The organism is Campylobacter estrildidarum (assembly GCF_005406205.1).
GTDB lineage: Bacteria > Campylobacterota > Campylobacteria > Campylobacterales > Campylobacteraceae > Campylobacter_D > Campylobacter_D estrildidarum.
Window position 1 is genome coordinate 1 of record NZ_NXLZ01000007.1, and the last position, 15,248, is coordinate 15,248.

Here is a 15,248-nt window from a genome sequence, read left to right on the forward strand (position 1 = left end):
AACTACTAAAGATAATGTAGAAATTGCTAATGAATCAGCTATTATTTCTAATGCAGTAAGTGATATAGCTAATAATATCTTAGAAGATGTTAAGAAGAAGAAATTCTAAATCCATTGTGTTTAATCACTATTGAGTGATTAAACATTGTTGGTTGTTTTTGGCTTTACATTTCTTTAAATGACTTTCAAATTAAATAAAATTTTTTAAATTTATAAAGAGTTTTTATTGTTGAGATTGGTTTGGATTTGGTAAAACAGCGTTCATGCTACCAGTATTTGGATTTTGGATATTTGCATCAATTTGTTCTAAAAGTTTTATGGTTTCATCAAATTCAAAACTTTCTTCAGGATTTTGTCCTAAAAATTTTTGCATAAAATCTTTTTTAGCGATAGCTTCATCTAGCTCTCTATCACTTCCTTTTTGATAAGCACCGATACGAAGTAAAACTTCATTTTCTTTTAATAAGGAGTTGAGTCTTTTAAATTTTCTTGCTAGGAGTTTGTGTTCGGGCGTGATGATATCCCCCATAACCCTTGAGGCTGAATTTTGTATATTAATGGGTGGGTAAATTCCAAAATCAGTAAGCTCTCTGCTTAAAACTATGTGTCCATCTAAAATAGATCTGCTTTGATCGGCAATTGGATCACTCATATCGTCTCCATCAACAAGCACGGTAAAAAATGCTGTTATCGTTCCTTTTCCTTCTTCTTTTCCAGTTCTTTCCATCAGTTGAGGCAAGAGACTTAAAACGCTAGGTGGATATCCTTTGGTGGTAGGAGGTTCGCCAAGAGCAAGTCCTATTTCTCTTTGAGCCATAGCAAAACGCGTTACACTATCCATAATAAAAAGAACGTCTTTGCCTTGTTCTTTGAAATATTCTGCTACACTCATAGCACAAAACGCACCATATTTACGCATCAAAGCACTATCATCACTTGTTGCTACAATGATGACTGTATCATCAAGTTTTCCACCTAAATTTTTTTGTATAAATTCTGGGATTTCACGCCCTCTTTCGCCGATTAGAGCTACTACTTTTATGGGTGCTTTTGAATTTTTAACTATCATTCCCATAAGGGTAGATTTTCCTACTCCACTCCCCGCAAAAATACCTAATTTTTGTCCCACTCCACAAGTTAATAAAGCGTCTATGGTTTTAACGCCTACAGGAAAAACTTCTTCGATTAAACCCCTTTTCATCGCATCAATAGGAGCACGCATAATAGGCATATATTTACTTACTTCAATAGGAGCTTTTCCATCTTTAGGACGCATAAAAGGATCAACTACTCGCCCCAAAAGTTCATCGCTCACCCCTATTTGCATTCCAGCATCGCTAATAAATGCACGATCTCCGATTTTAAAACCTTCTATAAAGCTAAAAGGGCTTAGATAGCTAAATTGCTCTTTGATTTCTACAACCATAGCCAAAGTATTTAAATTTGCATTTTCATTGGAAATAAGTTTAACGATATCTCCAACCCCTGTTTTAAGTCCACGAATTTCTATACTAGTAGCTGATATTTTTGTAATTTCTCCAAAAACAGCACTTAAATTTTCTTTACCCAGTTTAGATCGAAGTTTTTCTAAATTCATTAAAAACGAACCTGTTTAGGAGAATTGATAAGTTCAAAAAATTCTTTACGCGTTTTTTCATTTTTTAAAAACAATCCTCTAAGAGCTGAAGTAGAAGTAGTGGAATTAACCTTTTGCACTCCACGCATTTCCATACACATATGGCGTGCTTCTATAACAACGCCTACTCCTTTTGCATTGACATTTTGCATGAGTGCGTCAGCGATTTGCTCTGTGAGTTGTTCTTGAATTTGCAAACGCCTTGCAAAAACTTCTACAAGACGAGGAATTTTACTCAAGCCCACAACTTTTTTATCAGGAATATAAGCTACATGGACGCGTCCAAAAAATGGCAAAAGATGATGCTCACAAAGACTATAAAATTCTATATCTCGGACCAAAACCATTTCATTGTTGGAGCTCTCAAATAAAGCGTCATTTAAAACATCTTTAATATTTTCATGATAGCCTTTAGTTAAAAATTGAAAAGCCTTGAAAACGCGATTAGGAGTTTTTAGCAATCCTTCTCTATTTGGATTTTCTCCTACGGATTCAAGTATGGTTGTTACGCATTTTTCAAATTCTTTTTGCAAAATTATCTCCATGGTAGTTTTTGATTTTTGTCATTTTATCATAAATTGCTTTAAAATTTTATGCAAGTAATAAGGAAAAATTTGTTATTATTAAAGCTAAATTTTATTTTATAAGGAAAAATAATCATGGAAGTAAAAGCAAAGCAATTAGATTCTGTAAATGCGACTGCTAGTGTAAAAATTCCTTCAGGAATTATAAAAAATGAAGTAGAAAATTTAGCAAAAAAGGCTTCTAAAAATATAAAAATGGATGGTTTTAGACCAGGAAAAGTTCCAGTCGCAGCTGTGCTTAAAAGATATGCAAAAGAATTAACCCAAGATGCAGAACAAAATCTTTTTAAATCCGCTGTAGATAATGCCTTAAAAGAATTAAAAAAAGAGGCAAAAGAGCTTGTGGGTGAGCCTTATTTTGAAAAATTCGATCGTCAAAATGGAGAAATAGTTGCTGAGTTAGCACTTTCTTTTAAACCTGAATTTAAACTTGATGGTTATGAAAAGCTTATTCCTGAGTATCAAACTCCTAAGGTAACAAAAAAAGAAATTGACGAAAAAAAAGAAGAATTGTTAAAAAGATTTGCAACTCCTGAAGCTATAAAAACAAAAAGAGCTTTAAAAGAGGGAGATTTTGCTAAATTTGATTTTGAAGGTTTTGTGGATGAAAAACCTTTTGATGGTGGAAAAGCTGAAAATTATATTTTAGAAATAGGTTCTAAGCAATTTATACCAGGTTTTGAAGAAGGCATGGTAGGAATGAAAATAGGAGAAGAAAAAGATATAAAAGTTACTTTTCCTAAAGAATATGGAGCTCCTAACTTAGCAGGAAAAGATGCGGTATTTAAAGTAAAACTTCACGAAATTCAAGAACTTAAAATACCAGAACTTGATGAAGAAATGCTTAAAAAACTTCTACCAAATGAAGAAAAACCAAGTTTAGAGCTTTTAGATGAGAAATTAAAAGAGCAAATTAAAAATGAGAAATTTTTTAAACTTGTAAATGATGAGTTAAAGGCTAAATTCGCAGATGCTTTGATAGCAGAATATAATTTTGATTTGCCACGCGGTATAGTAGAACAAGAAACAGATATGCAATTTCGTGCAGCATTTAATACCTTCGATGAAAAAGAAATTGAAGAAATAAAAGCAAGTAAGGAAAAATATCAAGAAAAACGTGATTCTTTTAAAGAAGAAGCACAAAAGAGTGTGAGACTTACTTTTATTATTGATGAACTTGCAAAACTTCGAAAAATTGAAGTCAGCGATCAAGAACTTGTCCAAGCGATTTATTTTGAAGCATATCGTTACGGAATGAATCCAAAAGAACATTTAGATAATTATAAAAGACAAGGAGCTTTACCGGCTGTAAAAATGGCTTTAATTGAAGAAAAACTCTTTAATGATATTTTTATGCCAAAAACAGAAAAATCAAGCAAAAAACAAAAAGAGGATAAATAATGGTTATTCCTTATGTTATTGAAAAATCAAGTCGCGGGGAAAGAAGTTATGATATTTACTCTAGACTTTTAAAAGATCGCATTGTTATGCTTAGTGGAGAAATTCATGATGATCTTGCTGCTTCAATTGTGGCTCAACTTCTTTTTTTAGAAGCTGAAGATCCTCAAAAAGATATTTATCTTTATATTAATTCTCCAGGTGGAGTGATCACAAGCGGCTTTAGTATTTATGATACTATGAATTATATCAAACCAGATGTTTGCACTATTTGTATAGGTCAAGCAGCTTCTATGGGGGCGTTTTTATTAAGTTGTGGTGCAGAAGGAAAGCGTTTTGCCTTACCTAATTCAAGAATTATGATCCATCAACCTTTAGGTGGTGCAAGAGGACAAGCAACAGATATAGAAATTCAAGCTAAAGAAATTTTGAGACTTAAGACTATACTTAATGATATTTTGGCAAAAAATACCAAGCAAAAAGTTTCTAAAATTGCCAAGGATACTGAAAGAGATTTCTTTATGTCTGCGCAAGAAGCCAAAGAGTATGGTTTGATCGATAAGGTTTTAGAGAAAAGTTTTAAATAGATTAAAATGAGCTTTTATGGTTAGAAAAATCATTACTTACCCCAATCCTAGACTTTTTTTAAATTCAGAGTCTGTTAAGGAATTTAACTCTGATTTGCATACTTTGCTTGATGATATGTATGAAACAATGATTGCGAGTCAAGGAGTGGGTTTAGCTGCTATACAAGTCGATGTTCCTTTAAGAGCCTTATTGGTTAATATTTTAGATGAGAATGAAGAGCAAAAAAAAGAAGATTTGCTTGAAATCATCAACCCAGAAATCATTCCTTTGGGTGAAGAAATGATTATTTATAAAGAAGGGTGTTTAAGTGTTCCTGATTTTTTTGAAGAGGTGCAACGCTATAATCATATTTTATTAAAATATCAAAATCGTTTTGGAGAATTTAAAGAACTAGAAGCTAAAGGCTTTTTAGCTGTAGCTATCCAGCATGAAAACGATCATTTAAACGGGCATTTATTTATAGAAAAAATTTCTTTTTTAAAAAGGCAAAAATTTGATAAAGATTTTAAAAAGAAATTAAAAAATCAAAAAAAAGCTAAATGAAAAAATTAAAATGTATAAGTTTTGATGAAAATTTAGATATTATCGAGGTTGAATCAACTTTTACAAGAGGTTTGCCTAATTTAAGCATAGTGGGACTTGCAAATACGGCTATAAAAGAAAGCATTGAGCGTATCAAAGCGACGCTTTTAAGCTGTGATTTTGTTTTTCCAGCTAAAAAAATCACTGTCAATCTAAGTCCATCAGGAATTCCTAAAAAAGGATCGCATTTTGATTTAGCTATTGCGGTGCTTATTTTACTTCAAAATGAAGAATTAGATGATTTTTTTGTAGTAGGAGAATTAGGACTTGATGGAAATATAAAAAGCACAAATGAACTCTTTTCCCTTCTTTTGTTTTTATCCGCTAAAGTGAAACACGCAAGAGTTGTTGTTCCTAAAAATATAGCTTTAAAAGCTTCTATGATTCCAAATTTAGAGATTTATGGACTTGAAAATTTGAACGAGGCGATTGAATTTTTTAAAGAAAAAAATTATGAAAAATTTAAATTCTTGCAAAATCATCCCTTGTTTAGCAATCCTTTAAAAATTAATGATGAAATTTTTATCCCTAATAATCAATTTGATTTGGATTTTAAAGATGTAAAAGGGCAGGAAAAAGCTAAAAAAGCTTGTATGATTGCTGCGCTTGGAATGCATAATATACTTTTTGAAGGAAGTCCAGGAAGTGGCAAAAGTATGTGTGCAAAACGCCTTGTTTATATTATGCCTCCTCAAAGTTTGAGTGAAGTTTTAATGCAAAATGCTTATTTATCCTTAAATTCTAAAGAATGCGAATTTGCTAAAACAAGAGCTTTTCGTCATCCACATCACACCTCTACTAGGGCAAGTATTTTTGGAGGTGGTGCTAAAAATGCTAAAATTGGAGAGGTGGCACTAGCAAATGGAGGGGTTTTGTTTTTTGATGAATTTCCACATTTTAATAAACAAATCATAGAAAGTTTAAGAGAACCTTTAGAGGATTATAAAATTCATATTTCAAGAGTAAATTCTAAAACGACTTATGAAACAAAATTTAGCTTTGTTGCAGCACAAAATCCTTGCCCTTGTGCTAATTTATTTTCTAAAAATTTATCTTGCATTTGCACGGATAATGAAATTAAAAAATATAAAAATCATATTTCATCTGCTGTGATGGATCGTATCGATTTATATGTTGCTATGGATGAAATCAGCAAAGATGATAAAACAAATATAACTTCTAAAGAAATGAGTGAGAAAATTTTACAAGCTTTTATTTTTGGAAAAAAAAGAGGACAGAAAGAATTTAATGGGAAATTAAAAGATGAAGATTTACAAAATTTTTGTCCTTTAGAAAAAGATGCTAAAGATACACTTGATTTAGCAATTTCTCGTTATAATCTTTCATTAAGATCTGTCAATAAAGTCTTAAAAGTTTCTAGGAGCTTAGCAGATTTACAAGAGAAAGAAATTATAAATAAAAGTCATATTTTAGAGGCTTTGAGCTTTAGAATAAGGGGTTGATAAATGGAAAATAAAAGTATAGCTATTTTTATCGATGCTGAAAATATTCCCGCAAAATACGCTAAAAGTATTTTTGATATTGCTTCAGATTATGGAGAGATTATTATCAAGCGAATTTATGGGGATTGGACTCAAAAAAATATTCAAAATTGGAAAGAACAAATCGCGCAATACTCACTTATTGCTATGCAACAATTTAATTTTGCAGCCAATAAAAATTCTAGTGATATGTATTTGATTACAGAAATTATGAGCGTATTTTATGAGAAAAATATTGATATTTTTGTCATCGTTTCAAGCGATAGCGATTATACTTCACTGATACAAAAACTTAGAGAAAATAAAAAGCAAGTCATTGGTATGGGTCTTGAAAAATCGATACAATCTTACGTGAATGCTTTTAGTGAATTTTTTTATTTAGATCAAGATGAAAATAAGAAAAAAACAATTTTAAGCAATGATTATTTAAAAACTTTGATTAATATTACAGAGCAACTTATCGATGAAAAGGGTCGTGCAGAATACGCTCAAATTCGCACTAATATGAATAGAAAATATTCTGATTTTAATCCGCAAAATTATGGATTTAAAAATTTTCGTGCTCTTGTGCAAAAGTTTTTACCTAAAATGAAAAAATTTAAAGAAAAAAGAGAGAAAAATATTTATTTTTTAGTGGCAAAAGACGATGAAAGCAATTACTGATAATATAAAATTTTTAGAACAAAATGCCATAAATAAAGGCTTAAACGAAATCATTTTAATGGAAAATGCAGGCATAGCTTTAGCAAAGCTTATTTCACAAAAAGCTAAAAAATTAGGAATTAAAAATTCTGAAATTTTATTTTTGTTAGGTGGTGGAAATAATGCAGCCGATGGACTTGTCGCTATAAGACATCTTAAAAAAGTTAAGGCTTATAAATTAGGTTTTAAAGAAAACGATATTTTTAAACATCAAGAACAAATTTTAAGCAATTTTGGCTTTAAGATGATGAAAAAAGAGCCTAAATTTAGCAAATTTAAAATTATTGTAGATTGTATTTTAGGTACAGGAACTAATAGGGCTTTGGATGAAAAATATTGTCTATTATTGCAAAAAATTAATAAGAGTAAAGCCTTAAAAATTGCTTGTGATATACCTACAAATCTGGGTTTTAATCCTTGTTTTAAAGCCAATATCACCGCTTGTATGGGAGCTTTTAAAGAAATTTTACTTGAAGATTTTGCTAAGGAATTTGTTGGAAAAATAAAGCTTTTAAATTTAGGCGTAAAAATGAAAAAATTTGCTCCTAATCCACAAAGTAAGCTTTTGGAAAAGAAAGATTTAAAAACGATTGAAAGAAATGCAAATTCTAATAAAGGCAAATTCGGTCATGTTTATATAGTTGGGAATTCGACTGCCGGAACTTTGGCAGGACTTGGAGCGCTTAATTTTGGAAGCGGACTTGTATCTTTAGTTGCTAAAAAAACTCTTTCTCCCCTTTTAATGCTAAAGCAAAAAATTTCAAACGAAGCTACGGCTATAGCTTTAGGTATGGGACTTGAGGATTTAGATTTTTTAAGAGATGAAATATTGCAAAATATTCCTTTGGTTTTGGATGCAAATTGCTTTTTAAGTGAGGCGATTTTGTGGTATGTAAATAGAGAAGATGTAGTAATTACTCCGCACCCAAAAGAATTTGTAAGACTTTGGAAAATATGCTTTGATGAAGAATTAAGCGTGGAGAATTTGCAAAAAAATCGTTTTTTTTATGCTAAAAAATTTGCTAAAAATTATAATTGTGTTTTAGTTCTTAAAGGTGCTAATCCTATTATCATACAAAGAGAAAAAGTGTTTGTGATTAATCTAGGCAATGAAGCTTTGGCAAAAGGCGGAAGTGGAGATGTTTTAAGTGGTATGATCGCTGCACTTTTAGGGGCTAAATTTAGTGCTTTAAAAGCAGCTAAAAATGCTTGTCTAGCCCACGCTTTGGTTGCAAAAAAATATCAATTTAATAAAAATAGTTTTGATGCAATAAAACTTGTAAAGGGATTAAAATGCTTATAAAGTTAGCGGTTCTTTTTAGTGGAAATGGAAGTAATTTAGAAAATATTTTAGAAAAGCTCCATCGAAAAACCATAAGAGGCAATACTTATGAAGTGGTGCTTTGTCTTTGTAATAAAAAAAATGCTTTTGGTATACAAAGAGCGAAAAAATATGAGCTTGAAAGTGTGATTGTGGAGCATGAGAATTTTTCTTCAAGAGAAGAATTTGATCAAGTTTTGGTGGAGAAAATTCAAAAAAGTGGAGCAGATCTAACAATATTGGCAGGTTTTATGAGAATTTTAAGTCCTGTTTTTACAAAAAATATTAAAGCAATTAATCTTCATCCTTCTTTGCTTCCGCTTTTTAAAGGAGCTCATGCGATAGAAGAGAGTTTTAAAAGCGATATGAAAGTGGCTGGAGTGAGTGTGCATTGGGTTAATGAAGAACTTGATGGAGGAAAAATCATTTCTCAAAAGGCTTTTGAAAAAGAAGATATGGATTTTAATGAATTTGAAACTAAAATTCATACTTTAGAATATGAAATTTTGCCTGATAGCGTGATAAAAATATTTGAAAAGCAATTATAAAAGGAAAAACAACAATGTTTGAGTGGATTTTTAGTTTTGATTCTTGGATTGTTTTAATTACCTTGACCGCACTTGAAATAGTACTGGGTATTGATAATATCATCTTTTTAGCTATTTTGGTGGCTAAATTGCCTCCAACATCTCGAGATAAAGGACGTATTTTAGGTCTTGCTTTTGCAATGATAACACGAATTTTACTTCTTTTATCGCTTTTTTGGGTTATGAAACTTACAAAGCCCTTATTTAGTCTCTTGGGTAATGAAATTTCAGGTAGAGATTTAGTGCTCTTGCTTGGTGGTCTTTTTTTAATTATTAAGTCTATTAAAGAAATTAGAGAGCAAATTTCACATAAAGAAGAAAGCCAAAATCAATTTCAAGCAAGCAATAAACTTTGGGTGGTTGTGGCAGAAATAGCAGTCATAGATATTGTCTTTTCACTAGATAGTGTGATTACGGCTGTAGGGATTGCCAAGGATGTTACGATCATGATTATAGCAGTAGTTCTTGCTGTAGGGGTGATGCTTTTTGCTTCTAAACCTATAGCTGATTTTGTAGAAAAATATCCAAGTATTAAAATTTTGGCTTTATCATTTTTGGTATTAATTGGAGGAGTTTTAGTTGCAGAAAGTTTTGATATACATATAGATAAAGCTTATATTTATATAGCAATGGTTTTTGCTTTAGTGGTTCAAATTTTAAATATTTTAGATCAAAAAAAGGAAGAAAATGCCTAAAGATGCAAATGGAGTTGAGTTAAATTCAGGAGATAATGTAAGTGTGGTTAAGGATCTTAAAGTAAAAGGGGCTAGTGCTACTTTAAAACGAGGAACAACGGTAAAAAATATTAAATTAAGCTCAAAAGATAATGAAATTGAAGCGAGAGTGGATAAATTTGGAACTATTGTTCTTAAAACAGAATTTTTAAAGAAAATTTAGGTAAAAAGTTGCGAATTTTACTCATATTGCGAGGAAATTATTACGCAGGACAAGAAGAATTTATTGCTCAAAATAAATTACAAGATTATACGCTTGATTTAAATTTTTTTCGTTTGCTTTCTGGGAGCGTGAAAGAAGTTGCAAGCGAATACAGAAATTTAAATACTAAAAATGATACACAGCTTTATAAAATTTTACTTACCCTTTTAGAATTGCGTATGCAAAAAGGTGAATTTTGTATTGTTAATACTTATGATCAAGTTTTGAAAAATTATAAAGAATTAGCGAATAAATATCGTTATGCAGTTTATATTGTAGAATTTAAAAGCTCTTTAGAGCAATGTTTTACAAAAAATATACGAAAAGCTAAAGAAAAAGGTTTTTTAATCCCTTATGCTCTTTTAGAAAGAATGCATTTTTTACTGGAAAAAACTCCTAAAAAATATCCGATTTTAACTCCGCAGAATTGGAGAGAATGTCTTTATAAATCCCCTGATTTAAGTGCTTATAAAAAGATTCACCACATAGGAGATATACAAGGGTGCTATAGTGTTTTAAGAGAATACATTAAAAAAATCAAAGAAGATGAGTATTATATTTTTTTAGGAGATTATATCAATAGAGGCATAGAAAATGGTAAGGTTTTGAAATTTTTATTAAAAATTTGCGAAAAAGAAAATGTGTGCTTGTTAGAAGGAAATCATGAAAAATATCTTATAAATTGGGCAAATGGAGAATTTACTAACTCTAAAGAATTTAATGAAAATACATTAAAAGATTTTAGAAAAGAAAAACTCACTCCAAATGACGCGCAAAAATTTTATCCTTATTTAAAAGAGTGTTTGTATTATAAATTTGAAGATAAATTGATTTTTTGCTCCCATGGGGGTGTAAATGTCTTACCTTTAGAACCTTGGCAAATTAGTTTTATACCAAGTTATGATTTCATTTATGGTGTGGGGCATTGTGAAAATAGTCAAAGTATTGCTAATCAGTTTTGTAATTTAAACAAAGAAAATATTTATCAAATTTTTGGACATAGAAACAGAGAAAAGCTGCCAACTCAGATTGCAAAGCGTGTTTTTTTATGTGAAGGAAAAATCGATGCTGGAGGTTATTTACGCGTGGTGACTTTAAATAAAGAAGGTTTTAAGTGTATAGAAATAAAAAATAATGTTTATAAGAAGAAGTAAGATTAGCTTACTTCTTCATTGCCGGTTTTTTTTACAATTTTAATTCGTTCTATAGAATTTCCATCCATTTTTTTAACTTCATAATAGCAAAGTTCATCATCAATGCGATCGCCAACCACAGGCAAACGTCCTAATAAATTAAAAACATAACCACCTATGGTTACTTGCTCTAAATTTTCATCATAGCTTATCATAAGCATTTCTTCAACGGTTTCAATATCGCAACGCCCTTGAAATTCATAAATATTATCAGCAAGTTTTTTATAACTATCTTCTTCATTTTCGCTTTTAATTTCGCCAATGATTTCTTCCATAATATCTTCCATGGTTAAAATTCCAGCAGTGCCGCCATATTCATCGATAACAAGTGCGGTATGGGATCTTTCTTTATTCATTCTTACTAAAACTTTTGAAATACTGATATTTTCAGGAACTAAAATAAGTGGCTTTACAAAAGAGTCCAAATTTTCACTTCTAGAATTGAGTTCATTTTGGACTATGTCGCGTATATGAATCATGCCCAAAATACTATCTTTAGAACCATCTATATAAGGAAAACGAGTGTGTTTGTGTTCGCAAATGATTTGCATATTTTCTGCATAAGTTTTTTGCTTGTTTAAACAAATCATATCCTTGCGAGGAGTCATAATTTCCTTAGCAACTGTATCTGAAAAATCGACTGCATTGCGAATAATTTCAGTTTCAAATTCATCCAAAATTCCGCCTTTTTGACTTTCGCTTGCAATGATTTTAATCTCTTCTTCGCTATGGGTTAATTCGCTTTCTTTAGCAGGTTTCATTCCGAATATTTTTAAATTAATAGCTGCTAAAAAATCAAAAATTTTTATACAAGGTAAAAATAATATCCAAAACCAATGAAGTGGTCTAGCTATCCAAAGAACAGCTTTATCGGCTACAGCTATAGCGATGGATTTTGGTACAAGCTCTCCTAAAACCACATGTAAGAGAGTGATAATACTAAAAGCAATGATAAAAGAAATGGTATGGATTAATACAGTATTAAAGCCGAAGTTTAAAAATAAAACTTCAAGTATCTTTGCAATAGCTGGTTCACCGATCCAACCTAAAGCAAGAGAACTTAGAGTAATTCCCAATTGGCAAGCGCTTAGATAAGTATCAAGCTTTGAGGTAACCTCCAAGGCTTGTTGAGCGCCTGATTTTTTTTCCTTGACCATTTCTTCAAGCTTTGAACGACGCACTTTAACAATACTAAATTCAGATAAAACAAAAAAGCCATTTAAAAATACTAAAACGAATGCAATGATAACCATAAATATAGAGTATCCTGCATCAAAAGATGCTGTAGGTAAAGTTTGATTTAAATCGATAACCTGACTGGGGTCCAATGAAGCTCCTTATTTTTTAAAATTGAATATCTAATTATACACAATTAAAAGTAAAATTTTAGCTTAATTTTTTGTGTTAAAAAACTATTTTAAAGTTTTTTATATTCTATATTGATTTCAAATTCTTTTAAACGCTTGTAAATACTTCTAAGTTGGGTAATGGTTGTCCAATTTGTAATAAAAACACTAAAAGAACTTCTAACTTGATCAAATGCATTGTTTATTTGCATTACAATTCCAAGTGTAATGATACCTCCAAAAAGGCTTGGAGCCATAATCAAAAAAGGAATTATAACTATAATTTGCTCAAATAAAATAAGCCAAATATTAAAATAACCATAATGCAAAAAAAGTCTTTTATAGTTAAATTTAAGTCCGGTAAATAGTTCTATTATGGTTTCATTTTTTGCAAATTTTTCTCGGTTATCTTCGGCATAGACTAACTCTTTTCTAAAGGCCGCTTCTGCTTTTTGATTGTTATATTCTAGCCCTGGAAGTTTAATCCCTACAAACCAAGAAGCTATCAAACCACCCAAAGAAATAAAAAGGGCAACATAAACAAGTAATCCATCTGCATTTTTTAAAAAATAAAAGCTTGAATTTTCGTTTAAATCAAAAAACAATGCTTTTGTAGCTATATCACTTAAATTCCACAAAATGGGAATAAAGGCTATTAAAGTCATTAAAGCTTTTATAAAAGCAAGACCAAGATTTTCTACAATTTTAGAAAAATTATAAACATCTTCTTGAATTCTTTGAGAGCTTCCTTCGATATTGTCATTTTTATTTTTCCAAAATTTTAAATAAGAAAAAGTCATTGCTTCTCGCCATTTAAAAGCATAAACACTTGCAAAATAAATATTAATTGTTGCAATTAAAACATAAGGAATAGCAATACCTAAAAAAACAAAAATGAGTGAATAAAAATCTTGTAAATCATAAAAAGGTTTTTCAAGTATGGCGGGTGTGTGAAGAAAATATTTTAATAAATTTTGATAATAATAAATTGCAAATTTATTAATAAAATTGGCATTTTCAAAAGAATTATTAGCTTGCTCATTAGCTTTAATTATACTTTGCGCTACCGAGTTAATTTGTTCAAGAGATAAATTTTGCTTTAAAATATTTTTGTTTTTAATTTCTTGAGAAATGTGGGTTAAATTTTGCTCTTTGTATGATTTTTGATCGTTTAAAATTTCAATCATTTGTTTAAAAATATTTTTATCAATATTGGATGAATTTTGCATAGTTTCTATAGCAAGTCTTTGTTTATTTTCATTTTGAATTTCTTGGATTTTTTTGACCTTAGCTTTTTCATAAACCAAACTTTGATTATAGTCCTTAGGATTTATATAAAGTTCTCTAAGCAAAGAAGGTGTGATTTTAAAGTCTTCTTTAAATTTTGCTTCGTCAAAATTTAAAACAATGGCATTAATTTTTGGTTTTTGGATAGTGTTGTAAAAGTCATTATACCAAGAATTAAGTGCTACATTAAAACTTGTTTGCAAATATAAAAAAAGTAAAAGCAAAAAAAGTCCCAAATAAGCCCATAAAGCCCATTTTTTAGAAACAAAAAAAGAATGAAACATCAATCTCCTTATTTATTTACATTTTGATATTCTACTTTAGCAAGGTAAAAAATGATATAATATGACTTTAGTTTATTAAAGGAATGAAGAATGAAAAATCTTTTAATCATAGGCGCAGGAGGTGTTAGTCGCGTAGCTACTGTAAAATGCGCAATGAATTCTGATACTTTTTCGAAAATCACTTTAGCCAGTAGAACTAAAAGCAAATGTGATGAAATTGCCGCTTTTATTAAAGAACGTTTAGGAGTGCAAATTGAAACCGCACAAATTGATGCTGATGATAGCGATGCAGTTATAGAGCTTATAAAAAAAACAGGAGCACAAATTTTACTTAATGTCGCTTTACCTTATCAAGATTTGAGTTTAATGGATGCTTGTATAAAAGCTAGGATTCATTATATAGATACAGCAAATTACGAACACCCTGATTTAGCCAAATTTGAGTATAAAGAGCAATGGGCCAGAAATGAAAAATTCAAAGAAGCTGAAATCTTAGGGCTTTTAGGAAGCGGATTTGATCCAGGAGTGACTAATGTTTTTTGTGCTTATGCACAGCAAAATTTATTTGATGAAATTCATTATATTGATATTTTAGATTGCAATGCGGGTGATCATGGCTATGCTTTTGCAACTAATTTTAATCCTGAAATTAACTTACGCGAAGTTTCAGCTAAAGGACGTTATTGGGAAAATGGCAAATGGATAGAAACTGAACCTATGGAAATAAAAATGGAGTGGGATTATCCAGAGATTGGAGTCAAAGATAGCTATTTACTTTATCATGAAGAACTTGAAAGTTTGGTAAAAAATATCAAAGGACTTAAAAGAATTCGGTTCTTTATGACTTTTGGGCAAAGCTATCTTACTCATATGAAATGTCTTGAAAATGTTGGAATGCTAGGCATTAAGCCTGTAATGCATCAAGGAAGAGAAATCATTCCAATAGAATTTTTAAAGACTTTATTGCCAGATCCTGCAAGTTTGGGACCAAGAACCAAAGGCTATACAAATATAGGTTGTGTGATACGCGGGATTAAAGATGGCAAAGATAAGCAAATTTATATTTATAATGTTTGTAATCACGAAGAATGTTATAAAGAAACTGGCGCACAAGCAGTAAGTTATACTACAGGAGTTCCTGCTATGATAGGCACTAAGCTAATTGCTAAAGGAATTTGGCAAGGAAAAGGTGTGTTTAATATGGAAGAATTTGACGCTAAGCCTTTTATGGATGAACTTAATTCTCAAGGTCTTCCTTGGAAAATCATTGAAATGACACCAAATTTAGGAGAGTAAGTGTAA

General features: G+C 30.4%; 15 protein-coding genes and 1 pseudogene. 12 read left to right on the forward strand and 4 right to left on the reverse strand.

Features of this window, described 5'->3' with window-relative positions; all coding sequences use genetic code 11:
- A pseudogene (locus tag CQA69_RS04710) lies at positions 1 to 109 on the forward strand (methyl-accepting chemotaxis protein); the annotation flags it as partial.
- A gap of 114 nt (positions 110 to 223) precedes the next feature.
- Here CQA69_RS04710 and fliI read toward each other — a convergent pair.
- Both fliI and folE read right to left on the reverse strand, forming a co-directional pair.
- Complete coding sequence (gene fliI, locus CQA69_RS04715; protein ID WP_137620651.1) at positions 224 to 1,597, reverse strand: flagellar protein export ATPase FliI; 1,374 nt, start codon at positions 1,595 to 1,597, stop codon at positions 224 to 226.
- Entirely contained in the window at positions 1,597 to 2,169 is a 573-nt protein-coding gene (gene folE / locus CQA69_RS04720) for a GTP cyclohydrolase I FolE (RefSeq protein ID WP_137620652.1), read from the reverse strand. The genes fliI and folE overlap by 1 nt, the downstream gene beginning before the upstream one ends.
- Before the next feature lie 126 nt (positions 2,170 to 2,295).
- Here folE and tig point away from each other — a divergent pair, with 126 nt between their 5' ends.
- From tig to CQA69_RS04770, 10 genes are read left to right on the forward strand one after another with little or no spacing between them, the layout of a single operon-like run.
- A complete protein-coding gene (tig, locus tag CQA69_RS04725; protein WP_137620653.1) occupies positions 2,296 to 3,621 on the forward strand; it encodes a trigger factor in 1,326 nt (441 codons plus the stop codon).
- On the forward strand, positions 3,621 to 4,205 hold the full coding sequence (clpP, locus tag CQA69_RS04730; protein ID WP_137620654.1) for an ATP-dependent Clp endopeptidase proteolytic subunit ClpP: 585 nt from the start codon (positions 3,621 to 3,623) through the stop codon (positions 4,203 to 4,205). Before tig ends, clpP begins: the two co-directional genes overlap by 1 nt.
- A 16-nt stretch (positions 4,206 to 4,221) precedes the next feature.
- Entirely contained in the window at positions 4,222 to 4,749 is a 528-nt protein-coding gene (gene def / locus CQA69_RS04735; protein ID WP_137620655.1) for a peptide deformylase, read from the forward strand.
- A complete protein-coding gene (locus CQA69_RS04740) occupies positions 4,746 to 6,251 on the forward strand; it encodes a YifB family Mg chelatase-like AAA ATPase (RefSeq protein WP_137620656.1) in 1,506 nt (501 codons plus the stop codon). Before def ends, CQA69_RS04740 begins: the two co-directional genes overlap by 4 nt.
- Positions 6,252 to 6,254: 3 nt before the next feature.
- Positions 6,255 to 6,953, forward strand: coding sequence for an NYN domain-containing protein (locus CQA69_RS04745; RefSeq protein WP_137620657.1), 699 nt, complete (start codon positions 6,255 to 6,257; stop codon positions 6,951 to 6,953).
- Positions 6,937 to 8,295: an NAD(P)H-hydrate dehydratase gene (locus CQA69_RS04750; RefSeq protein ID WP_137620658.1), complete on the forward strand. Its 1,359-nt coding sequence runs from the start codon at positions 6,937 to 6,939 to the stop codon at positions 8,293 to 8,295. The genes CQA69_RS04745 and CQA69_RS04750 overlap by 17 nt, the downstream gene beginning before the upstream one ends.
- On the forward strand, positions 8,286 to 8,861 hold the full coding sequence (gene purN / locus CQA69_RS04755) for a phosphoribosylglycinamide formyltransferase (protein ID WP_137620659.1): 576 nt from the start codon (positions 8,286 to 8,288) through the stop codon (positions 8,859 to 8,861). Before CQA69_RS04750 ends, purN begins: the two co-directional genes overlap by 10 nt.
- Before the next feature lie 14 nt (positions 8,862 to 8,875).
- Entirely contained in the window at positions 8,876 to 9,595 is a 720-nt protein-coding gene (locus tag CQA69_RS04760) for a TerC family protein (RefSeq protein ID WP_137620660.1), read from the forward strand.
- Complete coding sequence (locus tag CQA69_RS04765; RefSeq protein ID WP_137620661.1) at positions 9,588 to 9,797, forward strand: alkylphosphonate utilization protein; 210 nt, start codon at positions 9,588 to 9,590, stop codon at positions 9,795 to 9,797. The genes CQA69_RS04760 and CQA69_RS04765 overlap by 8 nt, the downstream gene beginning before the upstream one ends.
- Before the next feature lie 8 nt (positions 9,798 to 9,805).
- Positions 9,806 to 10,990, forward strand: a complete 1,185-nt coding sequence (locus CQA69_RS04770) for a metallophosphoesterase family protein (RefSeq protein WP_137620662.1) — start codon at positions 9,806 to 9,808, stop codon at positions 10,988 to 10,990.
- A gap of 2 nt (positions 10,991 to 10,992) precedes the next feature.
- Here CQA69_RS04770 and CQA69_RS04775 read toward each other — a convergent pair whose 3' ends face one another.
- Positions 10,993 to 12,357 (reverse strand): hemolysin family protein, encoded by a 1,365-nt coding sequence (locus CQA69_RS04775; protein ID WP_137620663.1) that lies wholly within the window; start codon positions 12,355 to 12,357, stop codon positions 10,993 to 10,995.
- 89 nt (positions 12,358 to 12,446) lie between these two features.
- The gene (locus tag CQA69_RS04780) at positions 12,447 to 13,946 is read right to left on the reverse strand and encodes a putative transporter (RefSeq protein WP_137620664.1); all 1,500 of its coding nucleotides are present in this window, start codon (positions 13,944 to 13,946) and stop codon (positions 12,447 to 12,449) included.
- Positions 13,947 to 14,036: 90 nt separating this feature from the next.
- Between CQA69_RS04780 and CQA69_RS04785 the strand changes: the two genes are divergently transcribed.
- On the forward strand, positions 14,037 to 15,242 hold the full coding sequence (locus CQA69_RS04785) for a saccharopine dehydrogenase family protein (RefSeq protein ID WP_137620665.1): 1,206 nt from the start codon (positions 14,037 to 14,039) through the stop codon (positions 15,240 to 15,242).
- Positions 15,243 to 15,248: the final 6 nt, after the last annotated feature.

Coding starts and splice junctions, on each gene's coding strand:
- fliI (WP_137620651.1), bottom strand. CDS start 1,597: ATGAATTTAGAAAAACTTCGATCTAAACTGGGTAAAGAAAATTTAAGT.
- tig (WP_137620653.1), top strand. CDS start 2,296: ATGGAAGTAAAAGCAAAGCAATTAGATTCTGTAAATGCGACTGCTAGT.
- clpP (WP_137620654.1), top strand. CDS start 3,621: ATGGTTATTCCTTATGTTATTGAAAAATCAAGTCGCGGGGAAAGAAGT.
- def (WP_137620655.1), top strand. CDS start 4,222: ATGGTTAGAAAAATCATTACTTACCCCAATCCTAGACTTTTTTTAAAT.
- CQA69_RS04740 (WP_137620656.1), top strand. CDS start 4,746: ATGAAAAAATTAAAATGTATAAGTTTTGATGAAAATTTAGATATTATC.
- CQA69_RS04745 (WP_137620657.1), top strand. CDS start 6,255: ATGGAAAATAAAAGTATAGCTATTTTTATCGATGCTGAAAATATTCCC.
- CQA69_RS04750 (WP_137620658.1), top strand. CDS start 6,937: ATGAAAGCAATTACTGATAATATAAAATTTTTAGAACAAAATGCCATA.
- purN (WP_137620659.1), top strand. CDS start 8,286: ATGCTTATAAAGTTAGCGGTTCTTTTTAGTGGAAATGGAAGTAATTTA.
- CQA69_RS04760 (WP_137620660.1), top strand. CDS start 8,876: ATGTTTGAGTGGATTTTTAGTTTTGATTCTTGGATTGTTTTAATTACC.
- CQA69_RS04765 (WP_137620661.1), top strand. CDS start 9,588: ATGCCTAAAGATGCAAATGGAGTTGAGTTAAATTCAGGAGATAATGTA.
- CQA69_RS04780 (WP_137620664.1), bottom strand. CDS start 13,946: ATGTTTCATTCTTTTTTTGTTTCTAAAAAATGGGCTTTATGGGCTTAT.
- CQA69_RS04785 (WP_137620665.1), top strand. CDS start 14,037: ATGAAAAATCTTTTAATCATAGGCGCAGGAGGTGTTAGTCGCGTAGCT.